Here is a 16,798-nt window from a genome sequence, read left to right as displayed (position 1 = left end):
GATACCTATATGTAAGGAAATAGTCGATTGCTTTCCGATAATTTACTATTGATATACCGAATATATGCCAAAACAGTTTGAAATAGAGTAACCAGTTGCTAATGAATTTCAATTATCAGCAACGGTAATATCTATTTTATTTTAGGAGCGTGGTTATGAGTCAAGACCAACGACACGACGCACTAATAATAGCTCGTCATCTTGATTACGCTTGCCTGCACTCACCAGTGCTTGCGTCGGTGCATGGATAAGTTTGTTGGTTAATTTATTGGCTAACTCAGTTAATACACGTTCGTAGTCAGTGCCATTTTGCAGCGCCGCTATCGCTCTTTCAAGTAACAGCTCTTTTTCAGCCATTGCTGCATTCCGGTATTCTTTAATAGAATCGACACTTGATAATGAAGCAATCCATTCAGCAAACAGTTGTGTTTCTTCAGTAATAATGTGCTCTGCTTGCTCTGCAGCATCTTGACGTGCTTCTTTATTCTGTTCAATGATGCCCTGCAGGTCATCGACAGTGTATAAATATGCATTACCTAACTCGCCGACTTCTTCTTCAATATCCCGGGGCACGGCAATATCAACCAGGAAAATAGGTTTTTGTTTGCGTAGTTTTAATGCACTTTCGATCATTCCTTTACCGATAATAGGTAATGGGCTTGCCGTCGAACTGATGACAATATCCGCATTATGTAAATGCTGAGGGATCTCTTCTAGGGTCATGGTGCTGGCACCAAACTTGTCACCCAGCACTTGCGCACGGGATAAAGTACGGTTAGCCACCATCATCTCACAGACATTTTGATCCGCAAGGTGCGTCGCAACCAGATCAATGGTTTCACCCGCCCCAATCAGTAACACACGCGTTTTAGATAAATCATCAAAGATATGTTTACTTAAACTCACCGCCGCAAAAGCCACGGAGACTGCATTAGCACCGATTTCAGTTTCGGTACGCACGCGCTTAGCGGCTGTAAACGTTTTCTGAAATAGCTTATCTAGAGTTTGAGCAACAGAATTTAACTGTTTTGCTTTCGCAAAGGCTTGTTTTATCTGCCCTAAAATTTGCGGTTCACCTAATACCAGTGAATCTAAGCCACCAGCCACTCGCATCAGATGGCGTACCGCATCCGTATCGTAATGCCGGTAAGTACATGCTGCTAATTCATCAATTTTAACCTGATGAAAATCAACTAACCACTGCGTAACGCGTTCGGGCTGTCCTTGCTCAATTTTGCAATATATCTCGGTACGATTACAAGTTGAAACAATCACCACTTCCGACGCGATACCCTCAGCCGTAATGCTGGCGAACGCCGCTTCAATATTGTCAGGTGAAAAAGCAACCTTTTCACGTAATGATACAGGTGCCGTATTATGATTTATGCCTAGTGCTAACAGAGTCATGTATTACTTACTGTGGATAGTTGTAAAACAAATAGGAGGCTATTCTACGCAAAAAGTATGTATTTTTAAAGTGACAAAACCAAGCATATCTGTTTTTATAACCTCATGCTTGCTCTTTATCATCATTACTTTATTTTTTTGAGTATCTTATGACATTTCAGCGTTCTATTTACATTTTTATTGTTAGCATATTACTCAGTGCCTGTAGTAGTACAACACAGATACAACCCCCTGTTGGTAACCCACAACAATTATGGCAGCAACACCAAGTTCAATTACAAAGTATTCGGACTTGGCAACTGCAAGGACAAATTGCTTTTATTAGTCCTGATTCTCGTAATTCTGCTACCTTAAACTGGCAGCAATATGACCATGATTTCAAGATTAACCTAACGGGACCATTTGGTATTCATGTGCTTACGATTAAGCGTAGTGATAATATCTCCACGCTGATTTTAAATGATGACCGCCAATACCAAGGCCGCAACACTCAAACACTGATTAACCAACTCAGTCCAATCCCAATTCCGGTGAATGAATTACGCGCTTGGATCATGGGAGACCCATTAACTGACGATGTTCAACTCGATAATTATGGTCGTGTAACCCAAGCTAATCATCCACTCGGTTGGCACATCAGTTATACTCATTATCAATTAATCGATAATATTTGGTTACCTAAAAATATAGTTATCAAAAAAGACGACATGCGTATAAAAATCACGACTCGAAACTGGAATTTAAATGCAACAAAATACTAGCCATTGGTCAGCACCCGCAAAACTGAATCTATTCCTGTATATTAATGGCCGTCGTCCGGATGGCTATCATGAATTACAAACTTTATTTCAATTTGTTGATATCGGTGATGAGTTAGCTATTACCCCAAACCTCACTGATAGCATCACGATTACGCCAGAGATCCCAAGTATTCCTGTTACCGACAATATCATCTATCAAGCCGCTATGGCGCTTAAAGCACATTCAGCGCTGCCATTGGGTGCAGATATTCAACTAACCAAAAACCTTCCTATGGGAGGGGGCCTTGGTGGCGGTTCTTCAGATGCTGCAACCACCTTAGTCGCATTAAATCAACTTTGGCAGTTACACCTTGATGAAGATCAATTAGCCGCAATTGGCGTTAAGCTCGGTGCGGATGTACCCGTGTTTGTCCGTGGTCATGCCGCATTTGCTGAAGGAATAGGTGAGCAGCTTACCTCTATTGAGGTGGATGAGAACTATTATCTTATTGTCGTACCAGACACACAGGTCAATACGGCAAAATTATTTTCTGATCCAGAATTAATACGTGATACGCCAAAACGCCCGCTGAATCAGTTATTACAAGACGAATGGCGAAATGACTTTGAACCAACTGTGAAAAAACGTCATCCTGAGGTTGCAAAAGCATTGGAGTGGTTGCTAAAATATGCGCCATCTCGACTGACAGGTTCCGGTTGTTGTGTTTTTTCTGAATTTAAAACTAAGTCTGATGCATTAACAGTATTAGCGAAAGCGCCTAAAGGTATGCAAATTTATATCGCGAAGAGCTTAAATAAATCACCGCTATTACGTGATTTAGAAAACGCGACTATTGCATGATTGAAAAATACGGCGCAATAATAATGAACACGAGAAAATAAATACGATACCTGAATCTTAGCTATTAAGTTGTTACCAAATTTTAAGAGATTAACGCTGGGGATCTCTACTAGGCAGTTCGCTGACTAGGAGTATAATTATATCCCAGCCAAATACATCGATTACCTGAGGTTACACCGTGCCCGACATGAAGCTCTTTGCTGGTAACGCTACACCAGAACTTGCACAGAAAGTTGCAGACCGCCTTTTCATTCAACTTGGCAAAGCCAAAGTTGGTCGCTTTAGCGATGGTGAAATTAGTGTTGAAATTGAAGAAAATGTACGTGGTGGAGATATCTTCATACTACAATCTACTTGTGCACCAACGAACGACAACCTAATGGAATTGATCGTTATGGTTGATGCGATGCGTCGTGCATCAGCGGGTCGTATTACTGCTGTTATTCCTTATTTTGGTTATGCTCGTCAAGATCGTCGTGTACGTTCTTCTCGCGTGCCAATTACAGCAAAAGTTGTAGCCGATTTCCTTTCTAGTGTTGGTGTTGATCGTGTATTAACGGTTGATCTACACGCAGAACAAATCCAAGGCTTCTTCGATGTGCCTGTTGATAATGTATTTGGTACGCCAGTATTATTAGCCGACATGCAAGAAAAAAATCTTGAAAACCCAGTTATCGTATCTCCGGATATCGGTGGTGTAGTACGTGCACGTGCTAACGCTAAATTATTGGATGAAGCAGATCTTGCAATTATCGACAAACGTCGTCCAAAAGCAAACGTAGCACAGGTAATGCACATTATTGGTGATGTGAAAGACCGTGATTGTATCCTTGTTGATGACATGATCGACACGGGCGGCACATTATGTGCCGCTGCAACAGCACTGAAGAAGAATGGCGCGAAACGTGTATTTGCTTACGCGACTCACCCAGTATTCTCTGGTAACGCGGTTGAAAATCTGCGTAACTCTTGCATTGATGAAATTGTTGTTACCGATTCAATTCCACTCTCTCCAGAAGTGGCTGCAATGGCAAACGTACGCGTATTGAGTCTTAGCCCTATGCTAGCCGAGGCAATTCGTCGCGTTAGCAACGAAGAATCTATCTCAGCAATGTTTAACTAATTAAATTAGCCCATAATTTAATTTAAGCAGTGCAATAAAAACCGAGTTTGGTATTACCAGGCTCGGTTTTTTGTTTCTCTAAGCAGCGAATACTTTAAGCCATAAGCACGCTATCATTCAACTTGGTGAATACGTCAGTTGAGCTTTGCGCTGACACAAGGTAAAATAGCGCGTTTTTTATCCAATGAGTAAGGGTCGACTGACTCGAATACGCATTAAGCCATCATTACAGTAATATAGGTATACCATGAGCAACGACATTCGTTTAATTGTCGGCCTGGCTAATCCAGGACAAGAATACAGCCGCACCCGTCATAATGCCGGTGCTTGGTTTATTAACGAATTAGCGAAATGGCACAACACGCAATTACGTGAAGAAGCTAAATATTTTGGTTACACTGCAAGAATAGCGATTGCCGGCCAAGATGTGCGACTATTAATCCCGACCACATTCATGAATTTGAGCGGTAAGTCGGTTTCAGCGTTAGCTAAATTTTACCGCATTGATGTAACACAGATTTTAGTTGTTCATGATGAACTCGATTTACCACCCGGAGTGGCTAAATTTAAGCAAGGTGGTAGCCATGGTGGCCATAATGGACTGAAAGACATTATTAGCAAGATGGCGAACAGCAAAGAATTCTACCGTTTACGGATTGGCATTGGTCACCCAGGCCATAAAGACAAGGTAACCGGTTACGTACTTGGCAAAGCACAAGCCAAAGAACAAGAACAAATGGATGCAGCGATTGATGAAGCAGTGCGCTGTATCGATATTTTAGCTAAAGACGGCATGACCAAAGCGATGAGTCGTTTACATACGTTTAAAGCGCAATGATTAATAAAAAAAAGAAATAATTCAACACACTCAGGTAAATAATTTAACTGTGTGAACCAATTTTAGTACATAGCAAAGAAGGTAAAAATCATGGGTTTTAAATGCGGTATCGTAGGCTTACCAAACGTAGGTAAATCAACACTATTTAATGCATTAACACAAGCGGGTATCGAAGCTGCCAATTTCCCATTCTGCACAATCGAGCCGAACACGGGTGTTGTGCCTGTACCAGATAAGCGTTTAGATGCACTATCTGCGATCGTAAACCCAGAACGCGTATTACCAACTACAATGGAATTTGTTGATATTGCAGGCTTAGTAGCGGGCGCATCAAAAGGTGAAGGTCTAGGTAACAAATTCCTAGCAAACATCCGTGAAACTGATGCAATCGGTCATGTTGTACGTTGCTTTGAAAATGAAAACATCATTCACGTTAACAATAAAATTTCACCATTAGATGATATCGAAATTATCAACACTGAATTAGCACTTGCCGATCTAGACAGCTGTGAAAAGGTCATCCTACGTTTAGCTAAAAAAGCCAAAGGCGGCGATAAAGACGCTAAATTTGAACTACCCGTAATCGAAAAGATCCTTGCTCACCTTGCTGAAGGTGAAATGGTTCGTTCTTTAGAATTAACGAAAGACGAAGTTGCCGCAATTGATTACATGAACTTCCTCACGCTAAAACCAACCATGTACATAGCTAACGTTGACGAAGAAGGTTTTGAAAATAACCCACACTTAGATCAAGTGCGTGAACTTGCTGAAAAAGAAAATGCCGTAGTAGTGGCTATCTGTGCTTCAATGGAATCAGACATTGCTGAACTTGAAGACGAAGAACGTGCAGAGTTCATGGAAGACATGGGTATTGAAGAACCTGGTCTTAACCGTGTCATTCGTGCCGGTTACGAGCTACTGACTCTACAGACTTATTTCACTGCGGGTGTTAAAGAAGTGCGCGCATGGACTATCCCTGTGAATGCGACAGCACCACAAGCAGCAGGTAAGATCCATACCGACTTCGAAAAAGGTTTCATCCGTGCAGAAGTAGTGCCATATGCAGCTTTCATTGAACACCAAGGTGAAGCCGGCGCTAAGACTGCAGGTCAATGGCGTTTAGAAGGTAAAGACTACATCGTTAAAGATGGTGATGTTGTACATTTCCGTTTCAACGTATAACTTTACTTACGCTAAAAACCTTTAGTTATATCTAAAAACACACTTAAAGTAGCACAACCAAACGCTGGCAATTGCCAGCGTTTTTTGTTTCTATTCATCGTGGCAGCTTTATTTTCATCACACCACCACGCATTGACTGAAATAACTAAATACAGAAAAATAGTTCAATAATTAAAGATTCACTTTACCTGTTTAAAACCATCAATAATTGCAGTTTTGCTACAAATAGCATAGAGTGACAACAGGATTCGTACAGAATTTCAACAGGCGTAGTTAAAAACGTTTTTTAACTAAAAAATAGTTGACGAACTTGGCTGTAATTAGCATAATGCGCCCCGTTCCAACGAAACAGTTAACTGCTAGTCGGAATGAGATTTAAGATGGCCATGTAGCTCAGCTGGTTAGAGCACAGCACTCATAATGCTGGGGTCACAGGTTCAAGTCCCGTCATGGCCACCATCTTAATTCTAATTGTAGGGATATCGCCAAGCGGTAAGGCACCGGGTTTTGATCTCGGGATTCTGAGGTTCAAATCCTCATATCCCTGCCATTATATAAACGATTGGCTATTTAGCGGATTGTTAAATTTATAAATACTGTTTCTCATTAATTTGATTAACACTACCAAGTTTATAAATATAAAGAATATTGTGCGGAAGTGGCGGAATTGGTAGACGCGCTAGATTTAGGTTCTAGTATTGCAAAGTGTGAGAGTTCAAGTCTCTCCTTCCGCACCATGCTTTAACATGACTTACTTAGTTAATAGTTATTATTGATAAGTATAATCATGAAACAGATTGTAGGGATATCGCCAAGCGGTAAGGCACCGGGTTTTGATCTCGGGATTCTGAGGTTCAAATCCTCATATCCCTGCCATATACCAACACAGACTTCGGTCAGTGTTAACTTTACAAGGTTTATTGAACTCTAACCATTCAATACTACCAACCTCGTAAAGACAAAGAATATTGTGCGGAAGTGGCGGAATTGGTAGACGCGCTAGATTTAGGTTCTAGTATTGCAAAGTGTGAGAGTTCAAGTCTCTCCTTCCGCACCATGTTTTAACATGACTTACTTAATAAGTAATGTTCATGAAACAGATTGTAGGGATATCGCCAAGCGGTAAGGCACCGGGTTTTGATCTCGGGATTCTGAGGTTCAAATCCTCATATCCCTGCCACTTTATTTTGCACGTATTTATACGGACAAAATGAAAAAAAGTAAGAATGGCCATGTAGCTCAGCTGGTTAGAGCACAGCACTCATAATGCTGGGGTCACAGGTTCAAGTCCCGTCATGGCCACCATTCTTATTTTAAAATAAAACATTGCGGAAGTGGCGGAATTGGTAGACGCGCTAGATTTAGGTTCTAGTATTGCAAAGTGTGAGAGTTCAAGTCTCTCCTTCCGCACCATGTTTTATAACACAATACAGCTCAGCTGTAGAAAGAATGTAGGGATATCGCCAAGCGGTAAGGCACCGGGTTTTGATCTCGGGATTCTGAGGTTCAAATCCTCATATCCCTGCCACTTTTTTCAAATTTTCACTCCTCATCAATACCCCTTCTAATTTCTAATTTCTAATTTCTAATTTCTAATTTCTAATTTCTAATTTCTAATTTCAGCATTTTAAATACGTATGTAGTTCACTACGCAAACTTTAATACCTTAATTTCCCCTCTCGCTTATTAGTATCCTGACTTCCGACTTAATTTACCTATTATCTACTTTATTTATTTATTTTTATATTCCAACTTAAGAATATACCTCTTTTGGCCGATATCACATATGTACCAGCATTATTTTGTTACAATTAACCCTACTAATTACAGTAGAATTAAAATGCCAATGGCTGTCATTAAGTAGTTGAGTGCTTTGGTTAATTTTCTGATGGGAAAAAACAATGTTACAAAACGTCTCGATAACTAAAAAAATAAACCTCGCACTGAGCAGTCTCTTTATCCTGATCCTCGCCGTTTCTGCATTATCGCAAAGCAAGCAAGAGACAGCACTGGTGTTATCTATCTTAGAACAACAAGCCCATGAACAAGCTGATACTTATTTTGACAGTTTAAATACCATGATGCTCACCGGCAGCATTGGGCAACGTGAAACCTTACGTCACAAAATGCTAGAGAACGATAATATTACCGATATCCGCGTAGTCAGAGCCGATAAGGTCAATCAACTTTATGGCGCAGGACTGCCAAGCGAACAAATCAAAGACGATTTTGACCGCCGTGCACTTGCAGGTGAAGAAATCAGCCAAGTCATTAGCACTCTACAAGGTGAAACCTTATTGATAGCAAAACCGCTTATCGCATCAAAAAATTACCGAGGTACAGATTGTACCGCTTGTCATAATGCCCAAGAAGGTGATGTACTGGGTGTAGTGAGGTTAGAGTACTCCTTAGATAACTTCTACCAGCAAGTACAACAAAACATTTTACGCTCGAGCGCGATCTTAGCCGTGGTATTATTTGCAGGATTGTTACTGACATTGTTTATTATTCGTAAAATAATTCTAAAACCAATCAGTGACCTGACTGATAGTATGGAGCTAGCCAGTGACACCCAAGATGTAACAACACTGATTGAAGTAAAAAATCATGACGAAATAGGCCGAATGGTCACGGCCTTTAACTACATGATGAGTAATTTTCATTACAGCCTTACTCATGTACTTAATACAGCAGAGAAATTAGAAGACATTTCGACAAAACTAAGTACAGCATCAACACAAACCTACAATTCAGCCAACCAACAAAAACAAGAAGCAGCGACAATCAGCGCCAGTATCATCAATATGCAAACACAAGTTGAAGATATTAAAGCGAAAGCAAATATGACCACCCTCGCATCAACACAAGCGGCATTACAAACCGATAAGGGCAATGCATTAGCGAGTGCAACAATTGATGAAATCAGTACACTGACAACACAACTCGACCATGTCGTCGATAAGATGCATCAGCTCGGCGAGCAGACCCACAATGTGACTAAAATATTAGGGGTGATCAACTCCATTTCAGAGCAAACCAATTTATTGGCGCTCAACGCTGCCATCGAAGCCGCTCGAGCAGGTGAAAGTGGCCGAGGATTTGCTGTAGTTGCAGAAGAGGTGCGCGCATTGGCCATTAAAACCAATAATTCGACCAAAGAAATACAAACCATTGTTAGCTCATTGATTGAAACATCAAACAGTTCATTTTCAGCGATGGATACCGCCAAAGTAACCGCGGCAGAAGGGGCAATAAAAGTATCGCAGTTAGCGGACATGTTAAATGAAATTGCACGAGAAATGCAGGAGATTAATCAGTTAAATAATTCGGTTGCCGAATCATCGATAACACAGCAAGAGTTAACCACAAATATTCAACACAACATTGAAACTATCGCAGTCCACTCCGATGAAACAACGCGAGTCGCAACACATGCAAGTAGTATCAGCCAAGAGCTATTAAACCACTCGACCGAACTACTCACGAAGGTAAAAGAATTTAAACTAAATTAGTCATAGACGAGTTACTGTCACTCGTTTATGACTAAAATAAGAATCCTAATAATAAATACTAACTATATAGTGACTCTAAGAGAGGTTGGCATCGGAGCGTAAATATAACAAGACGATTGACTAGGCGCTCTTTGTATAGAGGCATATTCTGACAAATTGAGATTATTCATTACATCACGGCTAGGTACGAGCGTATCCTGACTATCGCTCTTCAAAATAAGTGGTGTAAGCATATCTTCTACCTTTATGTCATCATCCAAATCAACATTTTTTTTCAAGTAATATAATTGCTTATGTTTTACTAACGGAAAAAAATGTAATTTATGCCGCTCATGATGGCTATCGAAGTAAAACCTTGGCATCAATGTAAAACCAGTACCAAGAGATACAGCCTGCAAAGCAGCACAGATAGTCTCAGCATGGCAATGCATCGGAATCGCACTAACGGATGACTTACTCGTCACTAAATCTTCCAACAACGACTCTTGTTCCATATCGGGATAACTGACAATACCAAGTTGGCTAAGCGAATCAAGCGTAACAACTGACGACGGGAAGTGGCCTTTTTTACATATAACGCCAAATTCAACATCACCGATATAGATAGCTTCGGCAGCCTCAGGTCGCTCAGATGACAACAAAAATCCAGCATCACAGTCCCCCTTTGCCATCGCACTGATTACCGACTCAACATAACCAGATGTGATTTTTAATTTTTTTCTATTTTCATCCGAATAAATAGCCAGGTGCCGAGCAAAAAGAGCAGGATACAATGCGTGATCAACAAATAGCTTTATTTGTTTCACCTTTCTATTCCTATTTCTTAAACGATCAATAAACTCTGATTCAGATTTACATCTTAACTGTCCATATCTATAGAGCTCTTCACCAAGAGGTGTAATACTAAAACTTCTAGCGTTACGATCAATTACCTCACCATCAAAAAAAGATTCTAGTTTTTTAATATGCTGGGAAACGCCTGGCTGCGTCATGCATAGATTTTGCGCTGTTTCAGTAAAGCTTTTAGTTTTTACTAACTGTAAAAAACTATGAAGCCAGACTGGATTAATGCTTACTTTCATCAATTATTCCTTTAATTTCAAACTACAAATAGGCAAACCAAACCACCTAAAGAAGCATAATGAACCACTAAGCGCGATAGATGTAGTTCCAAAAACCACCTAAAACATGAAAGTTAAAACATAATTCTACATAAGCGCGAAGTTCCCTGTGACACCTTGTCACTTTAGAAATACTATATCATAGCGCATATTAAAATTTAAACATTTGTTTTAGAATAGCTTATTGATATAAAACACAATAATAAAATTCTTTATTAAAGCGCCTCATAAAATATCTCAACTCTACGATTACATTCCCCAACGACCTTCCCCTCACCTTCACAACGAGGGCTTCGTAGACCTTCAGATCTCGTTATCAAACGAATATGTTTAATTCCTTTAATTTCAAGGTACTGCTTCACAGCATTAGCACGACGCAACCCAAGATCATGGTTGTACTCTGCATTACCTTCATTATCTGTATGACCAACAACAACTAAATTGGCTGGTAAATCATCGCGAATAATCAATGCGTCTAACACCAATTTTTCACTGGCCTTTATATTATATTTATCAAAATTAAACGAAACTAACGTCAAAGAACGACTAACATCATAACAACGTATTTCTTCAACATTGATTGAATTAACATTATCCTTCTGCTTATTCGGTTCTAGTTCGCTCTCATGCAGATTATTTTCTTTGTTCGTTATCACTGAATATGTATTTTCAATTAACTCTGTAAATACATAATCATTATTTATTTTTTCACATTTCTGCATTGCCGTTGCAGTTGCAGTAAATACCATTAATAGTCCATATATAACAAGAGTAAGCGCTTTCATTTTTCATTTCCTAATTAGTAACCAGTCGACCACTTTCTTCACTGATCAAATTGATAATATTTTTGTATACATCCTCACCAGACGATGCGTGATATACATTGTCAGGCCCGACACAAGTCGACATAGCAGGAAACGATTTAACATTATAATCAATCCCAATAACGGCGAATGTAACGGTAATATCCTCTCCATGAAACGATTTCTTATTATTGAATAATTTTTTTATTTTACTGCACATTCCAGCCTGGACAAGATCTCGAGTAACCAAAGGATATGTGTCTTCACCATCAGATAGAATAATAAATACCTGGTTGTCATTTAGATCAACAGCCCGCTCTGCAATTTGTGCAGCCCTCATGATGCCTTGATCTGACGCTGTTACGCCATATCGATATGGTCGAAATAATGCAATTTGATCATTAAATGTCTTAAATTCACTCGTCAATAACATATCGTAAAAATAACCATAGGAACCAGAAGATTGACGACCTAGAGGTTTTACTTTAAGCATATTATCAACCACATACCTTATATTTATGTTATTTTGATTGTATTGCCTAGCTTCATAAATCGTCCCATTCGTCGCTCGATGGTAAGTGAAATAATTATAACCAGTAAGCGCGACTCGATGCTTATAGGTATGACGAGAGTTATATATCTCGAGATCTGCTGTTACACGTTTTATGACCCCAGCTAATACTTCAAACTTAGATTTACCATTTCTTTTAGCCTTAAACGGAATGGTCATAGACCCACTCATATCCGCAATAAAATAAACATCCGCAGGTTTACCCTGAAATTTTCTTGACGTTGATGCTGCCGCGACATCGTAACTAGATTCATCACTAAAAGGGTTTTTGAACCAATAATCATGAGTACTCACCGCTGACAACTTAGATTCGATATAAATAGACTTTCCGTTAGCACTATCTTTGCGGCATGCGGCAGAATCATAGCAACCCAATTTTTCAACATTAACTTTGATACTGTTGTTTTCACCTGTCATATAAGTACGCATATATTCATCCGCCAACGCCTTAGCAGCTTGCTTCTCGGTTGATTTTTGTGATATCACAGCCATATTAGCCATATCTACAGCGTCTTCTATTCGTGATTTATTCTGTAGTGCTCTTGCACCTTGAAGGCCTATAAAAAACGTTGTCATCAATATAGGCGCAATAATAACAAAAATGATCATTGCCACCCCTTGCTGCTTTTTCATTAACCATTCCTCGCTAATGCCACAGAAGATGAGCTTAATGTAGTAAAGCCATTCCCTAATATATCGGTGGTTAAATCATCACTTCCATAACAGATAGTGACTTGAAATAAACTTGCACGCCTACTGTAATTTGTTTCAGGCGACAACGATTGTAATTTTCTAAGTGGAACAAATGTACAATCCGTCGATTTTGTCTCTAACCACTTAGCATAATAATGACTTGGTTTATTCTTCTCAAACTGCAGCTGTTCAACCACCATCGTCATTTTTTTCACATCGAAATTTGAAAACATTCTAGCCAATGAATTTTTCGCCATAAGATACATTTTATCAACAGCTTGGTCACAACCACGGTCTTCTGTTGAGCAAAGCATGTCATTACCATTAAATAGTTGTCTGCGTTCAGCTAATATGCTGACTATCGAATGTGACATGCGATCCAACTTCCCCTGATGTGATAGTTTCAAAATAATATCCATAGAAAATACGAATAAGAGGCTAAATACCAGTAATACCAAAGATAATTCAACCATAAAAATACCTTTTTGTTTATGCATCACAATTTAAACTCCCGCTAATATCAAAGCTGCAACGCTCATGTTCTTGAACTGCAATAACTTCACGCGTTAACATTAACTTATTGAGTAATGGCATAATTAATGGCCGATATTGATATTCAACACTATACAATGCAATAGCAGCTCCCTTTGAGGAAGACTCACCTTCAGGCAAGCAATTTTCGTTAGGCTTTTGCTCCTCGACAGGCACATTTTTATCAACGCAAGGTTCGATCAATGGGGCGAGATCGTTAAAATACGAGATCTGTACCTTAAATTTATTCACATCCACATAATCCGCCCAAAATGAATCATTCGTCGTCAAAATATCTTTAAACCGAGCTTGATAGAACTGCTGTGAATTAATACCTTGTTTACTAACATAGCTTTTACTTTCCCGGGACGAATGAGCAACAACATAGTCTGTTAACGCTGAAATATAGGAGAGATAACACAACTCAATCCATGCAAAACACATCAATATAAATATTGGAAATCCCAAAGCAAACTCAATGACTACAACACCCTTCTGCTTACCCGAGGGTAATTTACGCTGCATATTCATATACTATCTTGTAATCCTTATTTGGATACTCCACGACAAAAGCACCTTTCGCATTCAAGTGTTCTTTAAACAATCTTGCTTCCTTTAATGTCGTAAATTTTCCGATACAATAACGCTTCCAAAAGCCAAAGTTATAAAAATAGATATCAGTCTGGTACTTCTTGAAACGCGCTAGTTGTATCTCACTAAGCTGTTCATTGGATGCAAAAATTTGTACCCTGAATACTGTTTCATCTGAATTTACAGGTGTAAAGTCACGGCTCATTAATGACGCCATTTCTATACTGTCATCAGTAATTAACTTGGTATTTTCGGTTATACTTTGTTTATACAGCGCGGTAGCTGGCCATTCTTCGACCATAGCAATAGGTTCATTACGCTTTTTAGTTTTCGCTGCCATCAGTAATTCTAAGTTTTGTTCGGCAACATCCCCACTGTAGCGACTGGCTAATATGCTTCTCGCCAGATCGATATTGCCATTATTAATGACTGCGATTAATAAGTTCGATTCAACAGTTTGATCTTCTGGATCAGCTTTATATAACGGCCGTAGGATCTTAATCGCGGCCTCATACTGACCTTGCATCATATGCAGTAATGCAAGGTTATTTTTAATCACTTTATCTTCATGACCCAGGCGAAGAGCATCTTGAAAACTTTGCTTAGCGAGTACAAACTGTCTCAATCCGGCATAAATCTTACCGGCGAGTAATTCAACCTTGGAGTCTTTATTACGAATTAACTGTAATTTTTTAACTTTATCCAGTGCCGAGTTCAGCTCCCCATCATGATAATACATACGAGCAATCACAAAGAGTGCCGCAGGAGTGTCTTTTTCATCACTACTAAGCATCTCAACATATATCTTAGCTGATGCTGTATCGTCTTGATTAAGATATATATTAATTAACTTCAGCATATAATCTGGTTGACGTTTCAGATTTTGTTTATAAAATGCGATCAACTTAGCGTCATCATGAGAAGTCATAATAATCTCTTCTGTCGTTTTCAATACATCGATTTCAGACGTTGTAGAACTACAACTAACCAAAAATACGAGCAAAAAAATTATACATATTTTGTTAAACATCAGGAAAAAGCCCTCATAATGCCAGGAGCGACAATTAATATAACGATTGGAAGCATGATAAATAGAATTAAAGGCATGGACATTTTAGCACCAAGCTTGCCTATCTTTTCTTCCATTTCTAAGATCTGCATTTCTCGTATGTCAGCAGCCAGTGTCGCCAGAACATCACTAATAGACGTGCCATAATGCAGACTTTGTGTCAGGGTCATCACGAAACTGCGCATCTCTTTTGACGGAATAACCACATTGAGCTCTTCCAGCGACTGTTCAAGTCCAACTAAATTGGTCCGCTGCATAGTTCGCGTTAATAGATAAGCTATCATTTGATCAAACAGAACCATCTCTTCAGCTAAATACGTCAATGCCGCTTCAATCGTCATCCCAGAACGTACACACACAGACATCAAATCCAATAAAAAGGGTAGCCGATCAGATACCTTAGCTACATTGCCTTTTACTTTCATATTTAAAATCCCATCGGGGATCATAATCACTACAATACAAACAAACCCAAGTGCCGAGATTAAATTCAATAATTCAAGGTCCAAGTAAGAGCCAATCACCATAACTAGCGCATTAAGGAGCACTAACACTAGATATTTACAAGGTAAGTATATTTGGGCAATAAACGTATTATGGATCCCTGCCGCAATAAATTTAGCCTCGATTTCTTCATTCTTAATACTTATTTTAGCCACCAGCCACACCATGAAACTAGCAAATACGGCTTGTTTTTTCTTCTCTTCGATTGTCATTTTGTCCAGCCAGGCGTCACGGTTCTTTTTATATATTTTTCGCGACATGAAATGCGCGGGAACCACCGCGATAATCAGCGTAAGCAAGAGTAAATTGATATTTTCGACGAATAATACCCACATTACCCGACACTTTTCATTAGCATTCTAATGATCCCCAAGCCAATAAGCTCACTGATTACCACATAATATAGAATCGGTTTACCCGCCTCTTCATACATCACAAAATCAAAGTTGTCAGGGCTAATGAACTTAAGGATTACAATAAAAATAACGGGGATAGCACTGACAATTTTAGCCGAGGCCCGGGATTCCGACGTGAGCGCGAATTTCTTTTTGTTGATTGCATAACTCTCAAACATAATGCGATTAATTCGCTGTAATATCTCTTTTAACTGACCACCACGGTTCATGTTTGCTCTTAATGTCACCACAAAAAAGAAGTATTCCGTATAAGGGAACATTTGACATGATTTCTTTAGCACTTGCTCTGGTGCTTCACCGATCAATAGGCGTTCACTGATCCGCTTAAATTCATGGCCAACAACATTGTCTAATTTTTTACCCACAAAATCGATTGCATGAGTAATACTGTCCCCCGCAGATACCGCACTAATCAGCAAGTTTAAGGCATCAGGAAAACCGTCTTTAAATTCATTTTCACGTTTATTTTGTAGTATTTGCAACATAAAAAAAGTTGCACATATAGCAATAACGATGGCAATGATTGTAATGTTGGCCTGCAACAAATACGTATTTAGAACAATACTCAGTATGTAGGTCGCTGCATAAAAAAGGCAGATTTTCAGCACGGCTTTGTCCCCGATCAATAATATCGAGTCAGTAACAAAATTTTTTATTTTATCGAATAGGCTTAGCTTACTGAAAGCTGAAAGATTCATAATCGTCGTTTTAGGGCCAGTAAATTCCTTAGCATTAAATTCGCTCAAATAGACTTCGATCAAGTTCTGGTTCTTCTTTCTTGTACACCACATATACAAGAGTACGGCCAGCAAAGGCGTCAAAACGAGTAACATAT

At 39.2% G+C, this 16,798-nt stretch carries 15 protein-coding genes and 9 tRNA genes; 15 read left to right on the top strand and 9 right to left on the bottom strand.

Annotation, left to right across the window (positions count from 1 at the left end):
- Positions 1-153: 153 nt before the first annotated feature.
- The gene (hemA, locus tag AKG98_RS10515; protein WP_067045419.1) at positions 154-1,407 is read right to left on the bottom strand and encodes a glutamyl-tRNA reductase; all 1,254 of its coding nucleotides are present in this window, start codon (positions 1,405-1,407) and stop codon (positions 154-156) included.
- A gap of 149 nt (positions 1,408-1,556) precedes the next feature.
- Here hemA and lolB point away from each other — a divergent pair, with 149 nt between their 5' ends.
- From lolB to AKG98_RS10440, 15 genes are all read left to right on the top strand, one after another.
- Positions 1,557-2,168: a lipoprotein insertase outer membrane protein LolB gene (gene lolB / locus AKG98_RS10510; protein WP_067045415.1), complete on the top strand. Its 612-nt coding sequence runs from the start codon at positions 1,557-1,559 to the stop codon at positions 2,166-2,168.
- A complete protein-coding gene (gene ispE, locus AKG98_RS10505; protein WP_067045412.1) occupies positions 2,152-3,009 on the top strand; it encodes a 4-(cytidine 5'-diphospho)-2-C-methyl-D-erythritol kinase in 858 nt (285 codons plus the stop codon). Before lolB ends, ispE begins: the two co-directional genes overlap by 17 nt.
- A gap of 178 nt (positions 3,010-3,187) precedes the next feature.
- Positions 3,188-4,132 (top strand): ribose-phosphate pyrophosphokinase, encoded by a 945-nt coding sequence (locus AKG98_RS10500; protein WP_157534114.1) that lies wholly within the window; start codon positions 3,188-3,190, stop codon positions 4,130-4,132.
- 247 nt (positions 4,133-4,379) lie between these two features.
- Positions 4,380-4,970: an aminoacyl-tRNA hydrolase gene (gene pth, locus AKG98_RS10495; RefSeq protein ID WP_067045405.1), complete on the top strand. Its 591-nt coding sequence runs from the start codon at positions 4,380-4,382 to the stop codon at positions 4,968-4,970.
- A 90-nt stretch (positions 4,971-5,060) separates the two neighbouring features.
- Positions 5,061-6,152 carry a redox-regulated ATPase YchF gene (gene ychF, locus AKG98_RS10490; protein WP_067045402.1) on the top strand — a complete coding sequence of 364 codons (1,092 nt, stop codon included), beginning with the start codon at positions 5,061-5,063 and terminating at the stop codon, positions 6,150-6,152.
- 382 nt (positions 6,153-6,534) lie between these two features.
- Positions 6,535-6,611, top strand: a tRNA-Met gene (locus tag AKG98_RS10485).
- Between the two features lie 16 nt (positions 6,612-6,627).
- Positions 6,628-6,702: transfer RNA gene (locus AKG98_RS10480), tRNA-Gln, on the top strand.
- A 102-nt stretch (positions 6,703-6,804) separates the two neighbouring features.
- Positions 6,805-6,889 (top strand) — tRNA-Leu (locus tag AKG98_RS10475).
- A 64-nt stretch (positions 6,890-6,953) separates the two neighbouring features.
- Positions 6,954-7,028 (top strand) — tRNA-Gln (locus AKG98_RS10470).
- Positions 7,029-7,124: 96 nt separating this feature from the next.
- A tRNA-Leu gene (locus AKG98_RS10465) sits at positions 7,125-7,209 on the top strand.
- Between the two features lie 48 nt (positions 7,210-7,257).
- Positions 7,258-7,332, top strand: a tRNA-Gln gene (locus AKG98_RS10460).
- Between the two features lie 48 nt (positions 7,333-7,380).
- A tRNA-Met gene (locus AKG98_RS10455) sits at positions 7,381-7,457 on the top strand.
- A gap of 23 nt (positions 7,458-7,480) precedes the next feature.
- Positions 7,481-7,565 (top strand) — tRNA-Leu (locus tag AKG98_RS10450).
- A gap of 40 nt (positions 7,566-7,605) precedes the next feature.
- A tRNA-Gln gene (locus AKG98_RS10445) sits at positions 7,606-7,680 on the top strand.
- A 373-nt stretch (positions 7,681-8,053) separates the two neighbouring features.
- Positions 8,054-9,664 carry a methyl-accepting chemotaxis protein gene (locus tag AKG98_RS10440; RefSeq protein ID WP_067045399.1) on the top strand — a complete coding sequence of 537 codons (1,611 nt, stop codon included), beginning with the start codon at positions 8,054-8,056 and terminating at the stop codon, positions 9,662-9,664.
- 62 nt (positions 9,665-9,726) lie between these two features.
- Here the strand turns inward: AKG98_RS10440 and AKG98_RS10435 are convergent, their stop codons facing one another.
- The 8 genes from AKG98_RS10435 to AKG98_RS10400 form a co-directional block, all read right to left on the bottom strand.
- Complete coding sequence (locus AKG98_RS10435; RefSeq protein ID WP_067045395.1) at positions 9,727-10,746, bottom strand: LysR family transcriptional regulator; 1,020 nt, start codon at positions 10,744-10,746, stop codon at positions 9,727-9,729.
- Positions 10,747-11,000: 254 nt separating this feature from the next.
- Complete coding sequence (locus tag AKG98_RS10430; RefSeq protein ID WP_067045392.1) at positions 11,001-11,570, bottom strand: OmpA family protein; 570 nt, start codon at positions 11,568-11,570, stop codon at positions 11,001-11,003.
- Positions 11,571-11,580: 10 nt separating this feature from the next.
- On the bottom strand, positions 11,581-12,792 hold the full coding sequence (locus AKG98_RS10425) for a TadE/TadG family type IV pilus assembly protein (protein ID WP_067045389.1): 1,212 nt from the start codon (positions 12,790-12,792) through the stop codon (positions 11,581-11,583).
- Entirely contained in the window at positions 12,792-13,349 is a 558-nt protein-coding gene (tadF, locus tag AKG98_RS10420) for a tight adherence pilus pseudopilin TadF (protein ID WP_067045387.1), read from the bottom strand. The genes AKG98_RS10425 and tadF overlap by 1 nt, the downstream gene beginning before the upstream one ends.
- On the bottom strand, positions 13,342-13,914 hold the full coding sequence (locus AKG98_RS10415; RefSeq protein ID WP_067045384.1) for a TadE family protein: 573 nt from the start codon (positions 13,912-13,914) through the stop codon (positions 13,342-13,344). Before AKG98_RS10415 ends, tadF begins: the two co-directional genes overlap by 8 nt.
- The gene (locus tag AKG98_RS10410; protein WP_198155491.1) at positions 13,898-14,902 is read right to left on the bottom strand and encodes a lipopolysaccharide assembly protein LapB; all 1,005 of its coding nucleotides are present in this window, start codon (positions 14,900-14,902) and stop codon (positions 13,898-13,900) included. The genes AKG98_RS10415 and AKG98_RS10410 overlap by 17 nt, the downstream gene beginning before the upstream one ends.
- Before the next feature lie 101 nt (positions 14,903-15,003).
- A complete protein-coding gene (locus AKG98_RS10405; RefSeq protein ID WP_067045378.1) occupies positions 15,004-15,882 on the bottom strand; it encodes a type II secretion system F family protein in 879 nt (292 codons plus the stop codon).
- The gene (locus AKG98_RS10400) at positions 15,882-16,796 is read right to left on the bottom strand and encodes a type II secretion system F family protein (RefSeq protein WP_067045375.1); all 915 of its coding nucleotides are present in this window, start codon (positions 16,794-16,796) and stop codon (positions 15,882-15,884) included. Before AKG98_RS10400 ends, AKG98_RS10405 begins: the two co-directional genes overlap by 1 nt.
- Positions 16,797-16,798: the final 2 nt, after the last annotated feature.

The organism is Moritella sp. JT01 (assembly GCF_001574435.1).
In the GTDB taxonomy this organism is placed as follows: domain Bacteria; phylum Pseudomonadota; class Gammaproteobacteria; order Enterobacterales; family Moritellaceae; genus Moritella.
Note: the sequence above shows the minus strand (reverse complement) of the source record. Positions and strands in the feature narration are given on the sequence as shown.